Below are 21,417 nucleotides of genomic sequence, written 5' to 3' on the forward strand. Positions count from 1 at the left end.
ATTAGTTCTCCGTTTAGCAGCGACGGTGAATGCCCGTCTTGATTAAATGAAAAGGGCTGCACGTTTGTGCAGCCCATAAGATTACTGATTATTCAGCGTCCTCAGCAGGAGCTTCCTCAGCATCGTCCTCTTCATTCTCAAGAAGAGCACGCATTGAGATGCTGATCCTCTTTGACTCCTCGTCGATATCAATGATCTTAACATCAACCTCATCGCCTACTGAAAGAACGTCCTTGACATTCTCTACCTTCTGGTCAGCGATCTGTGAGATGTGGATAAGACCGTCAACGCCGTCGATGATCTGAGCGAATGCACCGAAGCTTGTGATAGAAACGATAGTAGCCTTAACTACATCGCCGATCTGATACTGTGACTTGAAGATCTCCCAAGGATTGTCCTCAGCCTTCTTGAAGCCGAGAGAAATTCTGTTAGCTTCCTGATCGAGATCCTTGATGTATACCTCAAGAGTATCGCCAACATTAACAACTTCGCTTGGGTGCTTGATCCTCTTCCATGAAAGCTCTGAGATATGTACCATGCCGTCGATGCCGCCGAGATCAACGAATGCACCGAAGCTTGTGAGTGACTTTACCTTACCTACGTAAGTCTTGCCGACCTCAGCTGTCTCCCAGAATCTTGCCTTAGCTTCTTCCTTCTTAGCGTTCTGAACAGCCTTGATAGAACCAACGGCTCTCTTTCTGCCGCCCTCAGAAACTTCGATAACGATGAACTCTACCTTCTTCTTGAGAAGCTGGTCAAGCTCTGCGCCTCTTGGAAGACCTGTAAGTGAAGCAGGGATAAATACTCTTACGCCGAGAACTGTGAGAGTAACGCCCTTATTAACTACGCTCTGAACAACGCCTTCGAGAACTGTGCCTTCCTGCTGTGCCTTAACGATCTTTTCGTAGCCGGCCTGCTCGTCAACCTTTCTCTTTGAGAGAGCAGCTGTACCCTCAGCGTCATTTACCTTGATTACAACAAGATCGATCTCGTCGCCAACGCTGACGATGTCTGAAGGCTTCTTTGAAGGATCATCTGTAAGATCATCAAGAGCAACATAGCCAGTGTGCTTTGTTCCGAGGTCTACGATAACTTCTGTATTATTTACAGCGATAACTGTGCCTTTAACTTTCTCTCCTGTATGTATTTTTTTGAATGACTCATCGATCATCTGAGCGAAGTCGATATCCTCATTCTGATTAGCTGCAAGAATTTCATTTTCTGCCATTTTGGTTTGTACCTCCTTGATTATATAGGCGGGGGTCGATGCGCCTGCAGTGATGCCGATCTTCTCGGCATTTGGAAGCTTTAAAGTCCGAAGCTCGTCCGAATTTTCTATATGATACGTTTTACAGTAGCGGCTGCATACTTCATAAAGCTTTACAGTATTTGAACTGTGTCTGCCGCCTACCACAAGCATGATATCCGAGTTTTTTGCAAGCTCGGCAGCGTCAGTCTGACGTGCGTCCGTTGCGTTGCATATCGTATCGTATATAACAATGTTGGAGTCGTCCTTCGGGATCACGTTTAAACACTCACCCCATACTACTATATTATACGTTGTTTGCGCCACAATTGCAAGCTTTTTTTGCAAATTTTTATAATTTTTTTCAAAAAAGGCTTTTAGCTCAAAGTTGTCCTTGAAAACAAGGCAATTTTCGTCACAATGACCAACAATTCCCTGTACCTCAGGGTGATTACGGTCACCTGCAATGAGGATAAAATAGCCTTCTGCGGACTTTTCAGCCACAATTTTGTGTATGCGCGAAACGAAAGGGCAGGTAGCGTCAAGCATTTTGTTGCCTTTAGCCTCTATCTGACGGTAAATATCGCTGCCTACGCCGTGGGAGCGTATGACTACAGTCTCATCGGGAGCAAGCTCGTCAACGGAGTTTATTATCCTTGCTCCTTTTGCCTGCATATCGTTGACAACGTCCTGATTGTGTATGATAGGACCGAGAGTAGCAACGTGTGTATTCTTTTCAAGCTCGCCGTAAACCATTTTCACGGCTCTGTCTACTCCGAAGCAGAAGCCTGCGGATTTTGCAACAGTTACCTTACTCATTGCTGTCGTTCTCCTTTACTTTGGTCTTTTCTTCGGGCACACCCTCGACGAGGAGCTTGATATCAGCCATATAGCGGTTCTTGAGCTTTACAAGCTGACGGGGATTTGGTTCATCGCATACCTCACAGTATTCTGTGGGTTCGATAGGAGTTCCGAATTTCAGTGTGATGGGAGTGCGGAATTTCAGCTTTTCACCGTAGCATATACCTGCCGGGACAATAGCCTTTCCCGAACGTGCGGAGATAAGAGCTGCACCTGTGTGTCCGCGTCCCACCTTGCCGTCCTTTGAGCGAGTACCCTCGGGGAATATCATAAGGCTTCTTTTACTGCCAAGTCTTTCAACGGCAGTGTCGATAACTCCGGTATCGCCTTTACCGCGGGCAACAGGGAAAGCTCCGAGGGAACGTATCAGCCACGCAAAGAGCTTGTTTTTGAAGAGCTCCTCCTTAGCCATGAAAGCGAATTTGCCTTTCGCCCATGCACCGAGAAGCGGCGGATCGGCATTGCTTCTGTGGTTGCAGGCGTATATAACAGTGGTATCATCGGGGATATTTTCCTTGCCCTCAATGCTTATCTTATACATCATGCGGAAGTATATTTTTACCAGAAACTTGACTATGTAATACATATTGTTTCACCTCTGTAAAGGCTTTTTATCAGCCTATTTTGTCCTTGATCACCTTTACGATAGCTGCTGCGGACTCCTCTAAGTTAAGCTTTGTTGTGTCAACGAGAACAGCGTCCTCAGCCTGTTTCAGCGGAGCAGTCTCGCGGTGCATATCCTGATAGTCGCGCTTGATTATATCGTCAAGTATCTCCTGATATGTTGGACAGTTCGGCTTTTCTGCAAGCTCCTTGTAGCGGCGGTTTGCGCGCTCCTCGGCAGAAGCTGTCAGGAATATCTTAACGTCAGCATTTGGCAGTACCACTGTACCGATATCGCGTCCGTCCATGAGCACGTTGTTCTCTCGGGCTATCTTCTGCTGAGTCTCGAAGAGATAAGCTCTTACAGCAGGGATAGCGGAGGTGCGTGAAGCAGCCATTGATATCTCGGGAGTTCTTATCATATCGGAAACATCTCTGTCACCGAGGAAAACTCTCTGTGCGCCGTCGATGAATTTAAGTGAAACGTCAGCCTTTTCAAGAGAAGCTTCAATGTCCTCATCGGCAATGTTGTTTTCGGTTATATAGAGCGCGATAGTACGGTAGAGCGCACCTGTGTCAACATAGATGTAGCCAAGCTCCTTTGACACCATTTTAGCGATAGTACTTTTACCTGCACCTGCAGGTCCGTCGATAGCGATATTGATAGTTTTCATAGTTTTACTCCTTTATTTATAAAGCATAGATGCTTTTTTTATTTTCTGTTCAGATATGTTTTGCGGAATTTTCGTATGCAGAGTATCAGCATGAGAAGTCCAAATGCTATTATTACTATTCCGCCAACAGTTTTGTCTTTCATGACCAAAAATCCTATGAAGAAAATAGCGGCGAAGAAAGCAGTATAGAACAGTATTATCAAAGCTATAAGAATATATCGAATAGGTTTAGGTACTTTACTGCTTTTGCTTGCTTCGGAAATAGTACCTGTGATCAGCTCTGCGATAATTTCAAATATGATCTCCATAACATCACCTGTCTTTCAGAAGCTGATATACCGAGATGACAAAATCGGTAATTATTACGGCTGATATGGTGAGACCTGCGCCGACGCATACGGGCTTCGGCAGCTTTTCACTGAGCTTTCCCGAAAGAGGGTGGAGCACATAGAAATACGCCACGGCAAGAAGTCCGAATATGGCACTTGATATAAGGCTTGACCTGTCAAGTATTGAGAAATACCAGTTGTGATAAGTCCAGAACTGCTTATGGAATATGAATTCCAGCAGGTATGCAGAACCCAGCTCAAACAAGGTCGTTACCACAAGAGCGAAGATGAAGATGAAAACGGGATTGCGCTTCTTTCTCAGCATAGCCAGAAGAATGAACGCTCCCACCGAATATATGGGGACTATGGGCAGATGAAGTATGCCGCGGTTCTCGAAATAGTGGTACATTGCCCATGTGATGCCCACCTCGTACAGCCAGCCGATGAAGCCTGCGACTGCGAACTCAAAAACATAGCGGAAAAAATTCCGTGAAATATCTTTTTTCATGTCATTATGCCCTCCACTCAGTCAAAAATAGGATAAAAGCTGTAGAGGAGCAATGGCATTGCTGCGCAGATACAGAAAGCTGCAAGGTATGCTTTACCGAGTTTGGGGCTTGTTGCTTTTATGATCGTCATAAAGACAAGCTCTATAATAGCAAGAACGCCGTAATAGCCCAGTCCGACCGTGAACAGGAGTCCTACAGCCACCTCGCCGTAATACATTATCCTGCGTACAGTTTCCGTATCTTCCGATACTGCACTATTAGTCACGTTTGCAGCAAGTATGATAAGTGTTGTGATAAGAGGCGGAAGTGTCAGGATAAGCTGAGCGATACCGCATTTTTTCTCTTTTTTGCCGTGATTTGCCATGGATATCACAGCAAGTGTCAACAGGAGCAGCGGAACAGTATATACAATTATCGTTTTTATCATAATTCAGCCCAGCCTATACTTTACTTCTGCACCAAAGGGCATGAGAGCAAGCTTTGCAAGCTTGAACATCTGCACACCGAATGGTATACCGATAAAGGTGATACAAAGCACCAGACCGATAGCTGTGAATTCCAGTGCCATAACAAGTCCGCCGAATATGAGCCACAGCAGATTTACGAGGAAGCTTACAGTGCCGCTGCCGTATTCCACGTGTTTGCCGAAAGGCATGAAGGAAAGATGTGCCATTTTGAAGCACTGCTTACCAACAGGTACGACGATTATAGTCATACACCACAGCAGACCGACCAGACACCAGCTGAGACCGCTCCAGAAGCCGCCGAAAATGAACCATAAAAGATTACCAATACATCCCATAATATCATTTACCTCTTTTTACATATTTACTGCTGCAGCATAAGCAGTAGAAAAAGCTATCTGCAAATTGAAGCCGCCTGTGTAAGCGTCAACGTCTATGACCTCGCCTGCGAAGTAAAGACCGCTCACCAGTTTTGACTCCATAGTTTTCGGATCGATTTCCTTTACAGATATCCCGCCGCTTGTGATGATAGCCTCATCAATAGGGCGGAACCCCGATATCCTTACAGGAAAAGCTTTGATAAGCTCACCGAATTTATGACGCTGCTCCTTGGTTATGCCGTTTATCTTTTGCTCGGGAGATATTCCCGAAAGCCTTACCATAACGGGTATCAGCTTTGCAGGGAGCAGCTTGCGGATACCGTTCTGGAAGTCACGGTTGAGGTTTTCGGCGAAGTCGCGCTGTATCCTTGCATCGAGCTGCTCGGGAGACAGTGCAGGCTTCAGGTCTATGAGCAGCCTGTAGCGGTTCGGCTGCATATCCCTTATATGAGAGCTTGCGCTCAATACCAGCGGACCCGATACCCCGAAATGCGTAAACAGCATCTCACCAAGCTCGCTGTATATTTTTTTATCCTTGTCGAAAAGGTTAAGAGTTACATTTCTAAGTGAAAGTCCCATCATCTCCGCGCAGTATTTATCGGGAGAGGTGAGGGGGACAAGGCTCGGTTTAAGCTCGGTCACTGTGTGTCCAAGCTCCTGTGCCAGCGTATATCCGTCACCTGTTGAGCCCGTGGCAGGGTAGGATTTTCCGCCGCAGGCTATCAGCACCGCAGCCGAGCGATATTCCTCACCGCCTGCCTTTACGCCGCAGACTGCGCCGTTTTCCGTGAGTATCTTCGTGACGCGCTTCTGTATGACCTTAACGCCGAGCTGTTTCATTTCATGTGCCATAGCGTCCGCGATATCGTTGGCGTTGTCGCTTACGGGGAATACTCTGTTTCCGCGCTCTGTTTTCAGCGGTACGCCAAGCTCCTCGAAGAAGCTCATGGTACATTCGGCATCGAAGCTTGCAAAAGAGCTGTACAAAAAACGCGGATTTACGGGGATATTCTTCATGTGCTCCTCAGAGGAGCTGTTGTTGGTCACGTTGCAGCGGCCCTTTCCCGTTATGCGCAGCTTCCTGCCAAGCTTTTCGTTTTTCTCGAAAACCATAACGGACTTTCCGTATCTAGCGGCTGTAACAGCTGCAAAGCAGCCTGCTGCACCGCCGCCTATAATAATGATATCAGTCATTTTTTCCTCTTTTATCAGTTTTGTTCAAAAGCCTTTTCAGCCGCTTCCTTGTGCGTTCCCGTCTTTGCTCTGTGGCAGTTGTATCAACAGTCCACGATCCGTCATAGACGAGTACATCGCCCTCGGCTGCATTTTCGGGGAGCAGGCTGCGCTCAACATTTATCATACCGTCATCTGTTTCAAGCACAGCAAGACTGCCCTCAAATCTGTCAATAATTATCATTTGGCGTTCCTTTCGGGAGTGAGAGACAGCTTTTTTCCGTCGGACTCTATGACTATAGTTCCGCATACGTCGGTGCGGTAGATATGGTCGGTGTACTCTTTCAGCCTTTTTATGGTACTGTCGGCAGGGTGACCGTAGGAATTTTCCTTGCCGCAGGAAATAACAGCTATCTCAGGGCGGATAACTGCAAGAAGATCTGAGGTGGAGGAGTAAGCACTGCCGTGATGACCTGCTTTATAGACATTGACCTTGCCGACTTTTTCGGCTTTCAGCATCTGAGCTTCTTCCTCAGCTTCCGCATCGCCTGTCAGCAGGAAGGAATTGCTTCCGTGATACAGCATAAAGCTTATAGAGTAATTGTTTATATCCTCCTGAAATGTACCGTCGGGAGCTGTTATCTCAGCTCTTGCATCACCTATGTTTATTATTCTTCCCACATCTGCCACAGTGACAGCAGTCTCATTTTCCTCACAGGCATCGAGGAATTTCTCGTAAAACATGGCTGTGGGGAGCTGTTCATCGGGAATATGCGGGACTATCACTTCGCCCACATCGAAGGTCTCGATGATGCGGTACATACCGCCCATATGGTCTGAGTGAGGGTGAGTAGCGATGATGTAGTCAAGCCGTCCGATGCCGAGTTTTTTCAGATACTTTATCACCTGAGCCGATACTGCATCTTCGCCGCAGTCCACAAGCATAGTAGTACCGTTTGCAGCTATGAAAGTGCAGTCGCCCTGTCCAACGTCTATGAAGTGGACTTCAAGTATATCCTTTGCAGGAAATGTATGTGCAGGCTTGCTCCAATAGTGTCGGCAGGCAAATATGATAATGCCGACTATGAGCAGAAAGCCGATGAACTTTAATGCTTTTTCTTTCCGTGCGGAGCGTTCTTTTTCCCGTTCCTCTGCGAGTTCCCGAAGGTACTGTTTTTGCTGCGCATTGAGCTTGTATTTCTCTCCTGCTGCTTCGACGAAGCTTTCCGTGTCTTTGAAGTATTTTGCCACGACTTGTCACCGCCTTTTCGGGGAGTATTTCCCTGCTTGTGAGAGTCTCCCTCTATGAGGCATTTCGGCGACGAGCCTATAAGGTCGCGCCTGCCTGCGGCTTTGAGAGCTTCAAGGACTATCTCTCTGTTCTGAGGGCGGAAATATTGCAGCAGAGCTCGCTGCATAGCCTTTTCTTTGGGAGTTTTCGGCACATACACCTTTTCCATGGTATACGGGTCGAGCTCCGTATAGAACATAGCCGTTGAGATAGTACCGGGAGTAGGGTAGAAGTCCTGCACCTGCTCGGGGCGTATCTTGTTTTCCTTGAGGAAAACGGCTAAGTCGATAGCTTCGTTGAGAGTGCTTCCGGGGTGTGAGGACATGAGATAGGGAACGAGATACTGCTCCTTTCCCATACCCTTTGTTATTTCGTAGAAACGCTTCTGAAAGCGTTTGTAGGCTTCGATATGGGGCTTGCCCATTTTGTCAAGAACTACCGCCGAACAGTGTTCGGGAGCGACTTTCAGCTGACCGCTTACGTGGTGCATGATGAGCTCGCGCATGAATTCGTCGTCCTTGTCCTCAATGAGATAATCGTAGCGTATGCCCGAACGGATAAACACCTTTTTCACGCCCTTGACCTTGCGTATCTTTCTCAGCATGGAGAGATATTCCGTGTGGTCGACTTTAAGTGCGGGACAGGGAGTTGGTGCAAGACATTTCTTGCCCATGCAGAGTCCTTTGGTTATCTGCTTATCGCAGGACGGGCGGCGGAAATCAGCGGTCGGACCGCCAACATCGTGTATATATCCCTTGAAATCGGGCATCTGAGTGATTCGCTCCGCTTCTTTGAGTACCGATTCAACGCTTCTTACGGTTATACGTCTGCCCTGATGAAGAGCTATGGAGCAGAAATTGCAGTAACCGAAGCAGCCGCGGTTGTGAGTGATAGAGAAGCGCACCTCCTCGATACCCGGAACGCCGCCGAGCGCCTCATAGGACGGGTGTATAGCACGGGTATAGGGGAGGGAATAAATGTGGTCAAGCTCCTCGGTGGTGAGACTGTAGGCAGGGGGAGTCTGTACCAGCATCATCTTGCCGTGACGCTGTATGATAGTCTTTCCGTAGACCTCGTCCTGCCAGTCGTACTGTATTTTTACAGCCTTTGCGTACTCTGTCTTGCTGTCGCGCACCTGCTCGAATGAGGGACACTGAGCTGCACCGATAGGCGTATTGACAGGCTCTGTGAGGTAGCATATACCGCGTATATCTGTCATATTTCGGATACTTTCACCTGCGGCAAGACGTGGACATATCTCCTGTATCTGGTGCTCGCCCATGCCGTACATGAGTATGTCCGCACCGCTGTCAACGAGCACAGATGGGCGCACAGCGTCGTCCCAGTAGTCATAGTGGGCGAAACGGCGCAGAGAAGCCTCAAGACCGCCGATAGCTATTGGTATGTCGCCGAAGTACTCTCGCAGCTTCTGACAGTAGACGATAACGGCTCTGTCGGGACGTTTGCCTGCAACGCCGCCTGCGGTGTAAGCGTCATCGGAGCGTTTGCGCTTGGCGGCGGTATAGTGAGCCACCATAGAGTCGATATTTCCTGCGGTAACGAGGAAAGCGTATTTCGGAGCACCAAAGCGGCGGAAGTCCTTGTCCGTATGCCAGTCGGGCTGTGAGATGATACCGACAGTATAGCCCATATTCTCGATAAGCCTTGTGACGATAGCCGCTCCGAAGCTTGGGTGGTCAACGTAAGCGTCACCTGTTATGTATATGAAATCGAACTGATCTATGCCAAGCTCGTCCATTTCTTTTTTTGTTGTAGGCAGAAAGCCTTCATACATGGTATCACCTCCTGTAAAACATATTTTTGCGGAGCAAAATATGTTTTGAGTGAGTAGAGAGTAGTGAGTAGTAAGTAGTATTATGCAGCGAAGCAGTTTCTACTCTCTGCTTACTACTTACTGAAATTCAAATTTTGCAAAGCAAAATTTGAATTTATTCGTCCATTCTGCGAAGCCGCCATTCATCGTACTGCATCTTCGACATGAGCACCTTACGGGGCTTAGCACCTTCGCTTGCGCCGATAACTCCGCGTTCTTCAAGCTCGTCCATTATACGCGCAGCCCTTGCGTAGCCAAGCTTCAGCTTTCTTTGCAGCATTGAAGTCGAGAGCTGACCAGCTTCTACGGCTACCTTTATAGCAGCCTCAACTATGTCCTCATCACTTCCGCCGCCAACAGAAGAACCGCTGTCAGCTGCTCCCGAGCCGCCCTGCGACTGCGGAGAATATCCCTCAACAGCACCTGTGATAGCAGGATCGTATGTGACATCTACCTGAGACTTTACATAGCGAACAGTTTCTGCGATATCTTCATTTGACGAGAAACAGCCCTGTACACGGACAGGCTTTCCTGCACCTATAGGCATATACAGCATATCGCCGTTTCCGAGGAGCTTGTCTGCGCCGCCCATATCTATGATAGTACGCGAGTCTACCTGTGACTTTACCGAGAGTGCGATACGGCTTGGGATGTTTGCCTTGATAAGACCTGTGATAACGTCTGTTGTGGGACGCTGAGTAGCAACTACAAGGTGCATACCTGCGGCACGTCCCATTTGTGCGAGGCGGCAGATGAAGTCCTCGACTTCCTTTCCTGCAACGAGCATCATATCAGCAAGCTCGTCTATGAATATGACTACCTGCGGCATAGGTGAGCGGTCGCCGTCCACTTCCGCAAGCTCATTATATGAGCGAAGGTCGTTTGCACCTGCCTCTGCGAAGATATTGTATCTGCGCATCATTTCATTTACAGCCCAGCACAGCGCACCTGCGGCACGTTTACAGTCTGTTACTATAGGTATGAGAAGGTGCGGTATATTCTCGAATATTTTGAATTCAACTATCTTAGGGTCGATAAGTATGAGCTTTACCTCATCGGGAGTTGCATTGTAGAGGATACTCATTATAATGGAACGTGTGCAGACGGATTTACCCGAACCTGTAGTACCTGCGATGATAACGTGAGGCATTTTTGCGATATCGCCGAGAATGATATTACCCGTGATATCCTTGCCCACTGCAAATGTGAGCTTGCTCTTTGACTCTCTGAATTCGGGAGAAGCTATTATCTCGCGGAGAGTTACCATGTCCTTTGTGGTGTTAGGTATCTCGATACCTACAGCAGCCTTTCCGGGAACAGGTGCTTCTATACGAACGCCCTGAGCAGCAAGGCTGAGAGCGATATCGTCCTCAAGTCCCTTTATCTTTGATACCTTTATTCCTGGACCAGGCTGAATTTCGTAACGTGTGATAGATGGACCTCGGAAGATATCCTTTATTTTTACCTCAACGCCGAAGCTTGAAAGTGTATTCTTTATAACTTCAGCCTTTTCACGCATTTCCTCAACAGCCTCGGCACGGTTTGAGCGTATCTCGGGGCGTGTGAGAATATCTATCGGCGGAAGGAAGTACATAGGCTTTTCTTCCTCTGCTTCGATCTCTTCCTCGATGACCTCTTCCGTGGGTACAGGCTTGCTGTCGGCAGCCTTGCTTATAAGCTGTTCAAGTCCTTCGTCTGTAGGTACAGGCTCGTTTATCTCCTCAACAGGAGGAGCAACATTATGTATTGGAGGAGCAATATGCTCTTCTACGGGCGGTGCAGCAGCAGGTGCTTCTTCCTCACCGTAGTCGATAAGGTGATCGGTAGGGAGGGGAATATCGAAAAATCCGTCGGGGAGCCCTTCCACATCGCGCTTGTCCTGCGCTTTCTTTTCCGAGGGCTTACGGCTGGACTTGCGGCTGTTTGTCATGCTTATAGCTTCAAGGTCAGCATCGAAGTCCTTTCGCTCCTTGTCGTCGTCAAGGTCGTCATCGCCGAAAGCGTCGACGAATTCGCCGCCGATGAACATATTCTGTATGCCGTTAACGCATTTTCCGATGAATACGAAAGGAGTTGACAGAAGTCTCAGGAAGTCTATGATACCCCGTCCCGAAAGGAGCATTCCGAACACGAAGAACAGTACAAGTGATATTAGCCTTGCACCCAGCTTGCCGAAGAATTTCAGCAGAGGTCCTGCAATGACCATGCTTGCAACGCCGCCACTCTTATATTCCGCACCGTTTTTATATAGGTTCTTCAGCTGATTAAAGAAGCGTATCTTTTCGGGCATTGCCCCAACGAAGAATATCTGGAAAGCCGCACTTGCAAGGAATATCATAGCGATGCACCATACGGCTCTGCCGCTGATATTTTTTCTTGTCTGCTCAGTGCCGAGCTTTATGGCAGTATATATAAGTATTACGGGTATGAGGAAAGCTGCTATGCCGAAAAGTCCCAGCAGCAGGTTATGCATAGCCAGCCAGCCCTTTGTGCCTTTTATGAGCACCATGAGAGCCGAGAGTATTCCAAGTGCGAAAAGGATCACAGACCAGAGCTGATTGCTCTCGTTCTGCGGTACGGTCTTTTTATTGCTTTTTACGGGTTCTCTTTTAGGAGCTTCGGGCTTTTTCTGTGTTTTGCCCGAAGATTTCTTTTTGGTTTGTGTTTGTGCCATGTTAGCCTCCGTTTTGTTCTATTATATATGTATATGTAGCTGTGCCATTGTAACATATTTTCAGCGTGGAAAAGCGCGTATCGGCACAGCTGCGTTCACGAATATCTTTTTTCTGTATTTTCTATCATATCGTACAGACAGTCCATAGCGTCGCCGAGACTTCCGAGACTGTCGATAAGTCCGAGCTCAACGGCTTTTTCTCCCTCGATAACGCTCCCCACATCGAGCACGAGCTCCTGGGTGTTCATCAGCAGTGTGCGGAAGGTCTCTTCCGTGATACTGCTGTTTTTAGTGACAAATCTCACTATCCTGTCCTGCATCTTGTCGAAATAGGAAAGAGTCTGCGGTACGCCGAGAACTGTACCGTTCATGCGTACGGGGTGGATAGTCATTGATGCAGTGGGGACTATAAAGGAGCGTTTCGCGCTTACTGCAAGGGGAACGCCTATGGAATGTCCGCCGCCGACCACGATCGAAACAGTGGGAGTTTTCATGCCCGAGATAAGCTCGGCGATAGCAAGCCCTGCCTCAACATCTCCGCCGACGGTGTTCAGGATTATGAGCAGTCCCTCAACGCTCCTGTCCTGTTCGATAGCCACAAGAGCAGGGATAATATGCTCGTATTTGGTAGTTTTGTTCTGTTCCGAGAGGACGTAGTGCCCTTCTATCTGTCCCACCACTGAAAGGCAGTGGATAAGGTGCTTTGAATTGCGTGAAACGGACTGTCCGTTTTCGCGGACAAGCTCGGCATCGTCAATAAGTTCTTCCGAGAGTGACTTGTCCTGTTGTTTATCGTCTGACATTATATACACCTCCGAGAGCTATTTTGCGCAGCTTTCAAGAGCGTATACATAATTATTATATACTTTTGCATTTCAAAAGTCAAGGGATTAGGATCGAGAATGGAGAATTGAGAATGTAGGGACGCGCATTGCGCGTCCGCGGTTTCCATTGTAAATATAAATGACCATTTGCAGGGGACGTCGTTCCCGCACGGCGACCGCAACAATTGCCATGTGTGCAAATAATGGTTAGCAATATTTACAATATTAACACTAATATTCGATAATATTTGCGTAAAGCCACGATTTAATGGTTGATTTTTTATTTTTTGTTGACGGGACTTCGGTTCGGTGCTATAATTGACAACGAAAAAAGCCTGATAACAGGCGAAAAAGGAGAAAATCACATGAAAAAACAGTTTATCGCAGCAGCGCTCATTACAGCACTGGGACTTACAGCCTGCGGCGAGGCTAAAACAAGCGAAAAGACCTCGAAAAAGACCACCGAGGCTGCAACAACTGCTGAGACTACAGAGGCTGATGAAACCGAAGTAGTCATAATCGAGGAACTGACTACAGACCCCGTAAAAGTGACTTCTTTACCAACAGGACTCAGCGACAAATACGCTGACCTTGATAACAGGAGCTTTATATATGATGGTCATTTATATACACTTGGCGTATCGACCTTACAGGATATGCTCGATAACGGTGTTGAGTTTACTAAAACGGATAATTATGATAAGATTTGGACAAAACAGTTAAAGGGACAGGCAAATTACGGAACATTTGATTGCACAGTTGCGAATAGTAGGTTACAATTTACATTTGGCAATCCAATGAAAACAGAAATTCCAATGAAAGACTGCATTATTTGTCAAGTTATTTATCCCGATTTTGAGAGTGCAATAAAAAGAGGGGATAATGATACAAAGTTACAATTTGCTTTTCCTTATACATTGACAAAAGATGAACTGATAGCTAACAGTGGTGAGCCAACAGATAAAGGCAACCATAATGAAGTGATGTATACTGTTGTATCTGAAGCTTATCCTGAATATAATAGCGGATATAAATTTCACTTCAATCCAGACGGACAGATTTCTTTGGTAGAAATAGAGTGGATTCCATAATAAAAACACAGCGCAGCAAGGATAATACTTGCTGCGCTTTTTTGTCTGTAGGGGCGGCGTTCCGCCGCCCCTACAATGGGTTCATGTGATTGCGGACGAACAATGGTCGTCCCTACAGGGCTTTTTTGTGGAAAATGGCATTTTTTACTTGACAAATCGGTGTGGATATTGTATATTTAAAATGTATAGGTATGGCAAATGCTGTATCTTAAATAATTAATACGAGAGGGGTATTAAATATGATATTCAAAAAGTTAACGGCAGCAGTTTCTGCACTTGCTATGTCAGCAGGCATACTTGCTTATATGCCCAACAGCACAGAGGGCGGCATAGTAACAGCAGCAGACTCGGCTTCCAAGTACAACTACGCAGAGGCTCTCCAGAAGTCCATGTTCTTCTATGAGGTGCAGCAGTCAGGCAAGCTCCCTGAGTGGAATCAGGTAGCATGGCGTGCAGACTCAATGGTTGACGAGGACGGCAATGAGACAGACGTTGTTCCGGGCGGCTGGTTCGACGCAGGTGACCATTTCAAGTTCACTCTTACAAATGCTTACTCAGCATCTATCATGGCTTGGGGTTACATCAACTACAAAGACGCTGTTGACAAGGCAGGTCTTGGCGAGGTGTACCGCAACAATATCCAGTGGGGTATGGACTACGTAATGGCCTGCGATAAGGGCGGCGGTGAGATGATCGGTACTATCGGCGACTTCAAGGGCGGCTCTACAGACCATAACATCTGGTGCAGTGCCGAGGTTTATCTCCGCAAGCATCATCTCAACAACGGCGACTGGAAGAGACCTTATGATACTATAAAGAATGCATCTGTTGCAGCTCTTTCAGCAGCAGCACTTGCAGAGGGCTACATTATATTCAAGGATACACAGCCTGAAAAGGCAGCTCAGTATCTCAAGCACGCAAAGGACCTGTTTGAGGGTGCTGACAAGATCAGAGCCTGCAAGGATATCGGCGGCATGAGCGGAATGTATGATTCTTCTTCATGGCTCGATGACTGTATGTATGCTGCTAACTGGCTCTATATGGCTACAGGCGATAAGAGCTACCTCGATAAGATCGAGAAGGACTATATCCCCGATTTCCCACTTGAAAATCAGTCAACTTCACGCAAGTACACATGGGGACTCTGCTGGGACGATACTTCACAGGCAGCAGCTTTCCTCTATGCTCTTAACACAGGCAACAAGGAGTGGACAGAACACATTTCTCACCACCTTGACTATTGGATAGACGGTTACGGCGGAAAGAAGGTAGACTATACACCTGACGGACTTGCATGGCTCTTCAACTGGGGAAGTGCTCGTCACGCTACAACAACTGCATGGCTTGCTAAGCTTGCAAGTGATACATTATTCAAGGACGATGCTTCACTTTCAAAGAAGTACAACGACTGGGCTAAGTCTCAGATGGACTATGTATTCGGCGATAACGGTCTGAAGATGAGCTACGTTCTCGGTATGGGCGACAATCAGCCGTCTGCATTCCACCACAGAACAGCCTCTGGTATCCACGATGACCACTGGAACGACCTCGGTCAGAAGTCAGGCGGAGATGAGGGCTGGCAGACAGAGTATGCACATACTCTCTATGGTGCTCTCGTAGGCGGTCCTGACAAGTCAGGCAGCTATAAGAACAGTGTTGCTCAGTATGAGTACTCAGAAGTTGCTATCGACTACAACGCAGGCTACACAGCTTGTCTCTGCGCAATGGTAGACGATTACGGCGGAAACATCGACGCTTCATTCCCACCTGCTGAGACTCCGAAGTGGGCTGAGTGGGAAGTTGCAGCTGTTATCAACGGCACACCTGCTGCAAGCTATACAGAGATCAAGGCATGGGCTATGAACCACACAGCTTGGCCTGCAAGAGTTGCAAAGGACGTTGAGTACAGATACTTCTTCGATGTGTCAGAAGTTATCGAGAACGGTCTCTCTGTAGACGATATCAAGGTAGAGGGAAAGTCACAGCAGTACGAGAGCGGACAGGGCCATGCTACAGTTACAGGTCCTCACAAGTATGAGGGAGATCCTACAGGAAATACATACTATGCAAGCATCAAGTTCGATGACGGCAGAGCTATACAGCCTACAGGTCAGAGCGAACACAGAGACGAGGTACAGTTCAGAATTTCTATCCCTGATGCAGTAGACGGCAAGTCAACAGCAGGCGCATGGGATACTTCAAACGACTGGTCATACCTCGGCGGTCTCGACAAGGCTACAGACCTCAAGAAGGCTAACTCACTCAACGAGCATATGCCTATGTATGTTGACGGCGTTATCGCATGGGGCGAAGAGCCTGACGGCACAAAGTTCGTAGTTAAGCCATGCGTAAAGAATGGGAGTACAGAACCTACACCCGGAACGACCACAACAACAAAGCCGGTTACAACAACTACTACAACAACTTCAACAACAACTACAACCACAACAAAGATCACAACAACATCTGAACCAACTGTCACCACAACAACAGGAGGAAGTGATTCGCCTGCTGTTACAAAGTGGGGAGACGCTAACTGCGACGGTGAAGTTGATTTTGCAGACATTGTTCTCATAATGCAGAGCCTTGCAAATCCGAACAAGTATGGCGTTAACGGTACTGACGAGCACCACATCACAGAGCAGGGTATAGCCAACGGCGACGTTTATGACAACGGCTCTAAGATCACAACTAATGATGCTCAGACACTCCAGAAATACCTGCTTCACCTCATTACAGAGTTGCCTGAGAAAAAATAATAATTAATTCACAAAATAGAAATAAGAGGGAAATTATTCCCTCTTATTTTTTTTACCTTTTTGTTCATTGTGTACAGAATTCTGAAACTCCCATTAGAGAAATGAACGAATTTCAAGAAAACTATTTACTTTTTTTTTTCGATATAATATAATATGATTGATGAGTCGGATAAGTGCAGAGTCCGACAGGACGTAAAGGCTCATTGCTCGAATTTACGGTATATATACGCGGCGTTTGCACTGACACTGCGTTATAAACTATATTCTTAAATATTCAGGGAGGGTATTCAAATGCACAAGAAAACTTCAAAGATTCTTGCCAGCGTTATGGCCATGGCTACAATTGCTCCTGCTGCTGTTAATGTGATAGCACCTATGACAGCTTCAGCTGGTCTCGTAGTTGGTGAGAGCACATTCGATCACAAGGCTCTGCCTTGGCACACTTGTGAATCATCACCTGCTAAGCAGAACTTTGAGCTTACAGATGGTACATTCCACGTTATGGTAAAAGTTCCTGAGGGTGCTGACCACGAAAAGTGGGACCTTCAGTTCAGACACAGAAACCTCAGCTTCAAGGCTGGCCACGAGTACAAGGTAAGCTTCAAGGCTAAGGCAAAGAGAGCAGGCATGGAGCTTTGCTCTAAGATCGGTGATATTTCCGGTAACAACGAGTATTTTGAGCTCGATGGTGCTTCAAACGATATGCACATGGGACCTCACATGGGCGGTCAGTGGCCTGCAAAGGCTGTTTCACTCACAACTGAGTGGCAGACATTTGAGGGTACATTCAAGCCAACTGAGGACCTCGAAGCAGCTGAGTGGTGCTTCCACTATGCTAAGGGTACTAAGTATCAGGGTAATGCTGAAGAAGGCGACGAGATCTGGTTTGACGACATGGTTATCGACTGCGTAACCTGCGGCGACAAGGCTCCAGGTGAGGGCTGCTGTAATGCAGATCCTGACGAGGGATACGGTGCAACAAACCGTGACTATTCTGCTAAGTTTGATCCTTCAATGAAGGAAGGCGGCAAGCTCGTTAACTTCATTTCTGTAAACCAGGTTGGTTACTTCACAAACTTTGCTAAGACAGCTACACTCGGCGATAACAAGGGTGATATCCTTTACGGTGCTTCAACAATCGACCTTTCAGGTTCTTATACTTGGGAGCTCGTTGATGCTTCATCAGGCACTGTTGTTGAGACAGGCGAGACAACTACAGCAAAGAAGGATCCTGATTCAGCTGATACTGTTTGTAAGATCGACTTCTCAAAGGCTAACAAGGCTGGCAGATACTATCTCCGTATAAAGGGCGAAAGCTGGAGATCAATGGAATTCAATATCGGTGACGACATCTATTCTGATTCTTCACACGATATGCTCAAGAATGCTCTTAACTACTTCTATCAGAACCGTTCAGGTATTGATATAGAAGAGAAGTATATCACATCAGGTGATAAGAAGACTCTTGCTCATGAGGGTGGTCATAAGACTGATACAGCTTACGTACAGAAGATCTGGAAGAACGAGTACCTCGAGAATTCAGAGGCTACAAGCACATATGCTTCATCTAAGATCACAGCTAACAAGGGCTGGTACGACGCAGGTGACCACGGTAAATACGTTGTTAACGGCGGTATCTCAGTATGGACTCTCCTCAATATGTATGAGAGAGCTACATTCAACGAGAAGACAAAGGAGAAGTTTGCTGACGGTTCAGGCACAGTAAGTATCCCTGAGACAGGCAATAAGCTCCCTGATATCATCGATGAGTGTCTCTACGAGCTCGAATTCATGACAGCTATGAAGGTTGATGCTAAGGAGCCTACATGGGGCAAGTACGCAGGAATGGTTTACCACAAGCTCCACGACCACAAGTGGACAGGACTTGCTACAAGACCTTGGGACTACTCAGGTGAAAAGCTTGAGAACGGTGACAAGGGCTGGAATACAGAGCGTATCGTTAAGCCACCAACGTTTGCTGCTACACTGAACTATGCTGCTTGCTCAGCTCAGATGGCAAGACTTATCGAGCCATATGACTCAACAAAGTCTGCATTCTATCTCCAGGAAGCTAAGGACGCTTATGCAGCTGCTGAGAAGAACTGGTACAAGGCAGGTGATGACGAAGAGAATAACGAGAAGTCACTCTACGCACCTATGTATCAGGCTAAGGGCGGTGGTCCTTACGGTGATAACGAGGTTAAGGACGATATGTACTGGGCAGCTTGTGAGATCTATACATCTGCTAAGATCCTCAAGGATGCTGATGCTGATACATACCTCACAAAGCTTTCTGAATATACAAATGCTTTCAAGGTTCCTACAAGAATCACAGGCGGTGAGAACAAGGACGGTTCATTCACAGCTCTTAACTGGGGTAATACAAATGCCGCAGGTTCACTCTCACTCCTTCTCCACCCAGAAGTTCTTACTGATGAGCAGTATGCTACACTTACAGCTTCTATCAAGAAGACTGCTGATGATTACATCGAAGAAGAACAGATCCAGGGTTACGGTATTCCTTACAAGTATGACGGTGAAGGATACAACGATCCTAACAACCTTGATCCAAGCATAATCATCCACGGTTATGAGTGGGGTTCAAACTCAATGGTTATCAACAACCTCATGGTAATGTCATATGCTTATGACCTTACAGGCGATGACAAGTACATGAACGGTGTTCTCACAGGTATGAACTACCTCCTCGGCTGTAACCCACTTTCATTCTCATTCGTCACAGGTTACGGTACATACATGGAAAAGAATCCTCACCACAGATATTGGTCACACGAGCTTGATAAGACTCTGCCTATGGCTCCTGACGGAGTTCTCTCAGGCGGTCCTAACGCAGGTCTCCAGGATCCATATGTACGTGCTCTCGGATTCGTTCCCGGTAAGGAAGATAACCCGTCACAGAGATGTTTCGTTGACTCTATCGAAGCTTGGTCAACAAACGAGGTTACAATCAACTGGAATGCTCCTCTTGCTTGGATCGTTGAGTTCCTCCAGGATAAGGAGCAGAAGTATACATATGTTACACCTACACCTGGCACAACAACTACAACTCAGACACCTGTTGTTACAACTACAACAGTTTCAGATGTTACTCCTTCTGCTAAGGTATGGGGCGACGCTAACTGCGACGGCGATGTAGATATGGGCGATATCGTTCTTATCATGCAGAGCCTTGCTAACCCGAACAAGTACGGTGAGGGCGGTACAGATAAGTCTGCTATCACAGCACAGGGTAAGGCTAACGCTGACGTTGACACATCAAGCAAGGGCATCACAACTCAGGATGCAGTTCGTATCCAGAACTTCCTCCTCAACAAGATCTCTTCACTTGATCCTACTAAGTAATTAGTAATATCGGGATAAAATCCCATTAGTAAACCGAGCGGTATATCCGCTCGGTTTATTTTTTGTATATATGCCTATTGAAAACATGACAGAAAAGTGATATAATGTTATATAAAGAGAAATATACCATTGCATGAGTATCAATGATCTGATTTGGCGTGATCTTTATACGTCAGTATTTTCAGATAGGGGGGACTTTTCTGGCGAACATTCTTGATTACCTCGACTGGCGGGGAGATGTTCCGTTTTCAGCAGATCCGTTCAATGAGATCGACGGATTGGTTTTGTCTCAGTTTTGCTATGTGCCCTTGGAAGGCGTAGTTTCCGAAAGTTTTGAGGAAAGCATAACAATTCCCGAGGCTTATAAAATATATGATCCCGAAAAAATTGATAAGAAGCTCAGGATCATTACCTTCGATCAGGATAATATGCTGTTCAGAAAGCTTGCCGAGTCAAGGCGTTATCGCGGAACATTGCTTAGCGGATATATCAGCATGGTTGAACATTCTGCTGATATGCAGTTTTCGGCACTTACCTACAGGCTGCCCGACGGAAGCGATTTTATAGCTTTTCGCGGTACGGACGGAACTGTCGTAGGCTGGAAAGAGGACTTTAATCTCAGTTTTATGCAGCAGACAGCAGGTCAGCAGCAGGCGATATGCTATGTGGATAAGGCTTATTCGGGAGCAGAGCTGGTTAGGCTCGGCGGACATTCAAAAGGCGGAAATTTCGCTATTTACAGCTCTATGTTCTGCGAGGAAAATGTGCGTCAGCACATCAGGGACATCTATTCCTATGACGGTCCGGGTTTCAGAGACGAGATAATAGAATCTGATATGTATAAAAAAATGCTTCCGTATATCAGAAGCTATATACCGCAGGTTTCTATCGTTGGTATGCTTCTCGGAAGCAGCTGTGAGCCGAAGATAGTAAAGAACTCCGCTATCGGACTGAGCCAGCATTTTTCCTACAGCTGGGAGCTGCGCCGCAATCGCTTCGTGCTTGCGGATAAGCTGAAAAAGTCGGGCGATGTTATAAACAAGGCGATATCGGGACTTCTTGAAGAATTCAGCGATACAGAGAGGCAGATATTCACGGATTCGCTGTTTGAGGTGCTCAATTCTACCGATAAGGATACATTGAAGGAGATAAACAAGCTTCGTCTGTATCCTGCACTTATCAAGGCGTATTCAAAGCTTCGTCCCGAACAGCAGGCGATAATGAAAGGTGCTATCAAAAAGATCGCCAAAGACGGAACGGGTGCCATATTCAAACCTCAGCAGCCATGATACAATAACAAAAAGGCTTCACATTTCTGTGAAGCCTTTAATATTAGCTATTA

Annotated in this window: 17 protein-coding genes; 4 read left to right on the forward strand and 13 right to left on the reverse strand. The window is 46.8% G+C overall.

Features of this window, described 5'->3' with window-relative positions:
* Positions 1-88: 88 nt before the first annotated feature.
* The 13 genes from BLW60_RS04630 to BLW60_RS04690 form a co-directional block, all read right to left on the reverse strand.
* Positions 89-2,065 carry a bifunctional 4-hydroxy-3-methylbut-2-enyl diphosphate reductase/30S ribosomal protein S1 gene (locus tag BLW60_RS04630; RefSeq protein WP_074714696.1) on the reverse strand — a complete coding sequence of 659 codons (1,977 nt, stop codon included), beginning with the start codon at positions 2,063-2,065 and terminating at the stop codon, positions 89-91.
* Complete coding sequence (locus tag BLW60_RS04635; protein WP_074714697.1) at positions 2,058-2,693, reverse strand: lysophospholipid acyltransferase family protein; 636 nt, start codon at positions 2,691-2,693, stop codon at positions 2,058-2,060. Before BLW60_RS04635 ends, BLW60_RS04630 begins: the two co-directional genes overlap by 8 nt.
* Before the next feature lie 28 nt (positions 2,694-2,721).
* On the reverse strand, positions 2,722-3,384 hold the full coding sequence (gene cmk, locus BLW60_RS04640) for a (d)CMP kinase (protein WP_074714698.1): 663 nt from the start codon (positions 3,382-3,384) through the stop codon (positions 2,722-2,724).
* 38 nt (positions 3,385-3,422) lie between these two features.
* Positions 3,423-3,692 (reverse strand): hypothetical protein, encoded by a 270-nt coding sequence (locus BLW60_RS04645; protein WP_074714699.1) that lies wholly within the window; start codon positions 3,690-3,692, stop codon positions 3,423-3,425.
* A 4-nt stretch (positions 3,693-3,696) separates the two neighbouring features.
* On the reverse strand, positions 3,697-4,221 hold the full coding sequence (locus BLW60_RS04650; protein WP_074714700.1) for a putative ABC transporter permease: 525 nt from the start codon (positions 4,219-4,221) through the stop codon (positions 3,697-3,699).
* 17 nt (positions 4,222-4,238) lie between these two features.
* Positions 4,239-4,649 carry a hypothetical protein gene (locus BLW60_RS04655; RefSeq protein WP_074714701.1) on the reverse strand — a complete coding sequence of 137 codons (411 nt, stop codon included), beginning with the start codon at positions 4,647-4,649 and terminating at the stop codon, positions 4,239-4,241.
* 3 nt (positions 4,650-4,652) lie between these two features.
* Complete coding sequence (locus tag BLW60_RS04660; protein ID WP_074714702.1) at positions 4,653-5,024, reverse strand: YccF domain-containing protein; 372 nt, start codon at positions 5,022-5,024, stop codon at positions 4,653-4,655.
* Positions 5,025-5,042: 18 nt separating this feature from the next.
* The gene (locus tag BLW60_RS04665) at positions 5,043-6,260 is read right to left on the reverse strand and encodes a BaiN/RdsA family NAD(P)/FAD-dependent oxidoreductase (protein ID WP_074714703.1); all 1,218 of its coding nucleotides are present in this window, start codon (positions 6,258-6,260) and stop codon (positions 5,043-5,045) included.
* Positions 6,253-6,483, reverse strand: a complete 231-nt coding sequence (locus BLW60_RS04670; protein WP_074714704.1) for a DUF3006 domain-containing protein — start codon at positions 6,481-6,483, stop codon at positions 6,253-6,255. Before BLW60_RS04670 ends, BLW60_RS04665 begins: the two co-directional genes overlap by 8 nt.
* The gene (locus BLW60_RS17125; RefSeq protein WP_074714877.1) at positions 6,480-7,340 is read right to left on the reverse strand and encodes a ComEC/Rec2 family competence protein; all 861 of its coding nucleotides are present in this window, start codon (positions 7,338-7,340) and stop codon (positions 6,480-6,482) included. Before BLW60_RS17125 ends, BLW60_RS04670 begins: the two co-directional genes overlap by 4 nt.
* Positions 7,341-7,345: 5 nt before the next feature.
* On the reverse strand, positions 7,346-9,325 hold the full coding sequence (locus BLW60_RS04680) for a YgiQ family radical SAM protein (protein WP_074714705.1): 1,980 nt from the start codon (positions 9,323-9,325) through the stop codon (positions 7,346-7,348).
* Between the two features lie 154 nt (positions 9,326-9,479).
* Positions 9,480-12,038 (reverse strand): FtsK/SpoIIIE family DNA translocase, encoded by a 2,559-nt coding sequence (locus BLW60_RS04685; RefSeq protein WP_074714706.1) that lies wholly within the window; start codon positions 12,036-12,038, stop codon positions 9,480-9,482.
* A 95-nt stretch (positions 12,039-12,133) separates the two neighbouring features.
* On the reverse strand, positions 12,134-12,841 hold the full coding sequence (locus BLW60_RS04690) for a ClpP family protease (RefSeq protein WP_074714707.1): 708 nt from the start codon (positions 12,839-12,841) through the stop codon (positions 12,134-12,136).
* A 386-nt stretch (positions 12,842-13,227) separates the two neighbouring features.
* On the opposite strand from BLW60_RS04690, the gene BLW60_RS04695 reads away from it, so the two are divergent.
* The 4 genes from BLW60_RS04695 to BLW60_RS04710 all read left to right on the forward strand — a co-directional run bounded on the left by BLW60_RS04695 (position 13,228) and on the right by BLW60_RS04710 (position 21,364).
* A complete protein-coding gene (locus BLW60_RS04695) occupies positions 13,228-13,953 on the forward strand; it encodes a hypothetical protein (protein WP_074714708.1) in 726 nt (241 codons plus the stop codon).
* Positions 13,954-14,192: 239 nt separating this feature from the next.
* Complete coding sequence (locus BLW60_RS04700; RefSeq protein WP_074714709.1) at positions 14,193-16,712, forward strand: glycoside hydrolase family 9 protein; 2,520 nt, start codon at positions 14,193-14,195, stop codon at positions 16,710-16,712.
* A 291-nt stretch (positions 16,713-17,003) separates the two neighbouring features.
* Positions 17,004-20,075 (forward strand): glycoside hydrolase family 9 protein, encoded by a 3,072-nt coding sequence (locus BLW60_RS04705; RefSeq protein ID WP_074714710.1) that lies wholly within the window; start codon positions 17,004-17,006, stop codon positions 20,073-20,075.
* 158 nt (positions 20,076-20,233) lie between these two features.
* Positions 20,234-21,364 (forward strand): Mbeg1-like protein, encoded by a 1,131-nt coding sequence (locus BLW60_RS04710; RefSeq protein WP_139283366.1) that lies wholly within the window; start codon positions 20,234-20,236, stop codon positions 21,362-21,364.
* The last annotated feature ends 53 nt before the right edge of the window (positions 21,365-21,417 follow it).

Origin of the sequence: Ruminococcus flavefaciens, assembly GCF_900108555.1 — a bacterium.
Lineage (GTDB): Bacteria > Bacillota > Clostridia > Oscillospirales > Ruminococcaceae > Ruminococcus > Ruminococcus flavefaciens_P.

Coding starts and splice junctions, on each gene's coding strand:
- BLW60_RS04690 (WP_074714707.1), bottom strand. CDS start 12,841: ATGTCAGACGATAAACAACAGGACAAGTCACTCTCGGAAGAACTTATT.
- cmk (WP_074714698.1), bottom strand. CDS start 3,384: ATGAAAACTATCAATATCGCTATCGACGGACCTGCAGGTGCAGGTAAA.
- BLW60_RS04630 (WP_074714696.1), bottom strand. CDS start 2,065: ATGAGTAAGGTAACTGTTGCAAAATCCGCAGGCTTCTGCTTCGGAGTA.
- BLW60_RS04655 (WP_074714701.1), bottom strand. CDS start 4,649: ATGATAAAAACGATAATTGTATATACTGTTCCGCTGCTCCTGTTGACA.
- BLW60_RS04700 (WP_074714709.1), top strand. CDS start 14,193: ATGATATTCAAAAAGTTAACGGCAGCAGTTTCTGCACTTGCTATGTCA.
- BLW60_RS04635 (WP_074714697.1), bottom strand. CDS start 2,693: ATGTATTACATAGTCAAGTTTCTGGTAAAAATATACTTCCGCATGATG.
- BLW60_RS04665 (WP_074714703.1), bottom strand. CDS start 6,260: ATGACTGATATCATTATTATAGGCGGCGGTGCAGCAGGCTGCTTTGCA.
- BLW60_RS04705 (WP_074714710.1), top strand. CDS start 17,004: ATGCACAAGAAAACTTCAAAGATTCTTGCCAGCGTTATGGCCATGGCT.
- BLW60_RS04645 (WP_074714699.1), bottom strand. CDS start 3,692: ATGGAGATCATATTTGAAATTATCGCAGAGCTGATCACAGGTACTATT.
- BLW60_RS04670 (WP_074714704.1), bottom strand. CDS start 6,483: ATGATAATTATTGACAGATTTGAGGGCAGTCTTGCTGTGCTTGAAACA.
- BLW60_RS04650 (WP_074714700.1), bottom strand. CDS start 4,221: ATGAAAAAAGATATTTCACGGAATTTTTTCCGCTATGTTTTTGAGTTC.
- BLW60_RS04685 (WP_074714706.1), bottom strand. CDS start 12,038: ATGGCACAAACACAAACCAAAAAGAAATCTTCGGGCAAAACACAGAAA.
- BLW60_RS04695 (WP_074714708.1), top strand. CDS start 13,228: ATGAAAAAACAGTTTATCGCAGCAGCGCTCATTACAGCACTGGGACTT.
- BLW60_RS04680 (WP_074714705.1), bottom strand. CDS start 9,325: ATGTATGAAGGCTTTCTGCCTACAACAAAAAAAGAAATGGACGAGCTT.
- BLW60_RS04660 (WP_074714702.1), bottom strand. CDS start 5,024: ATGGGATGTATTGGTAATCTTTTATGGTTCATTTTCGGCGGCTTCTGG.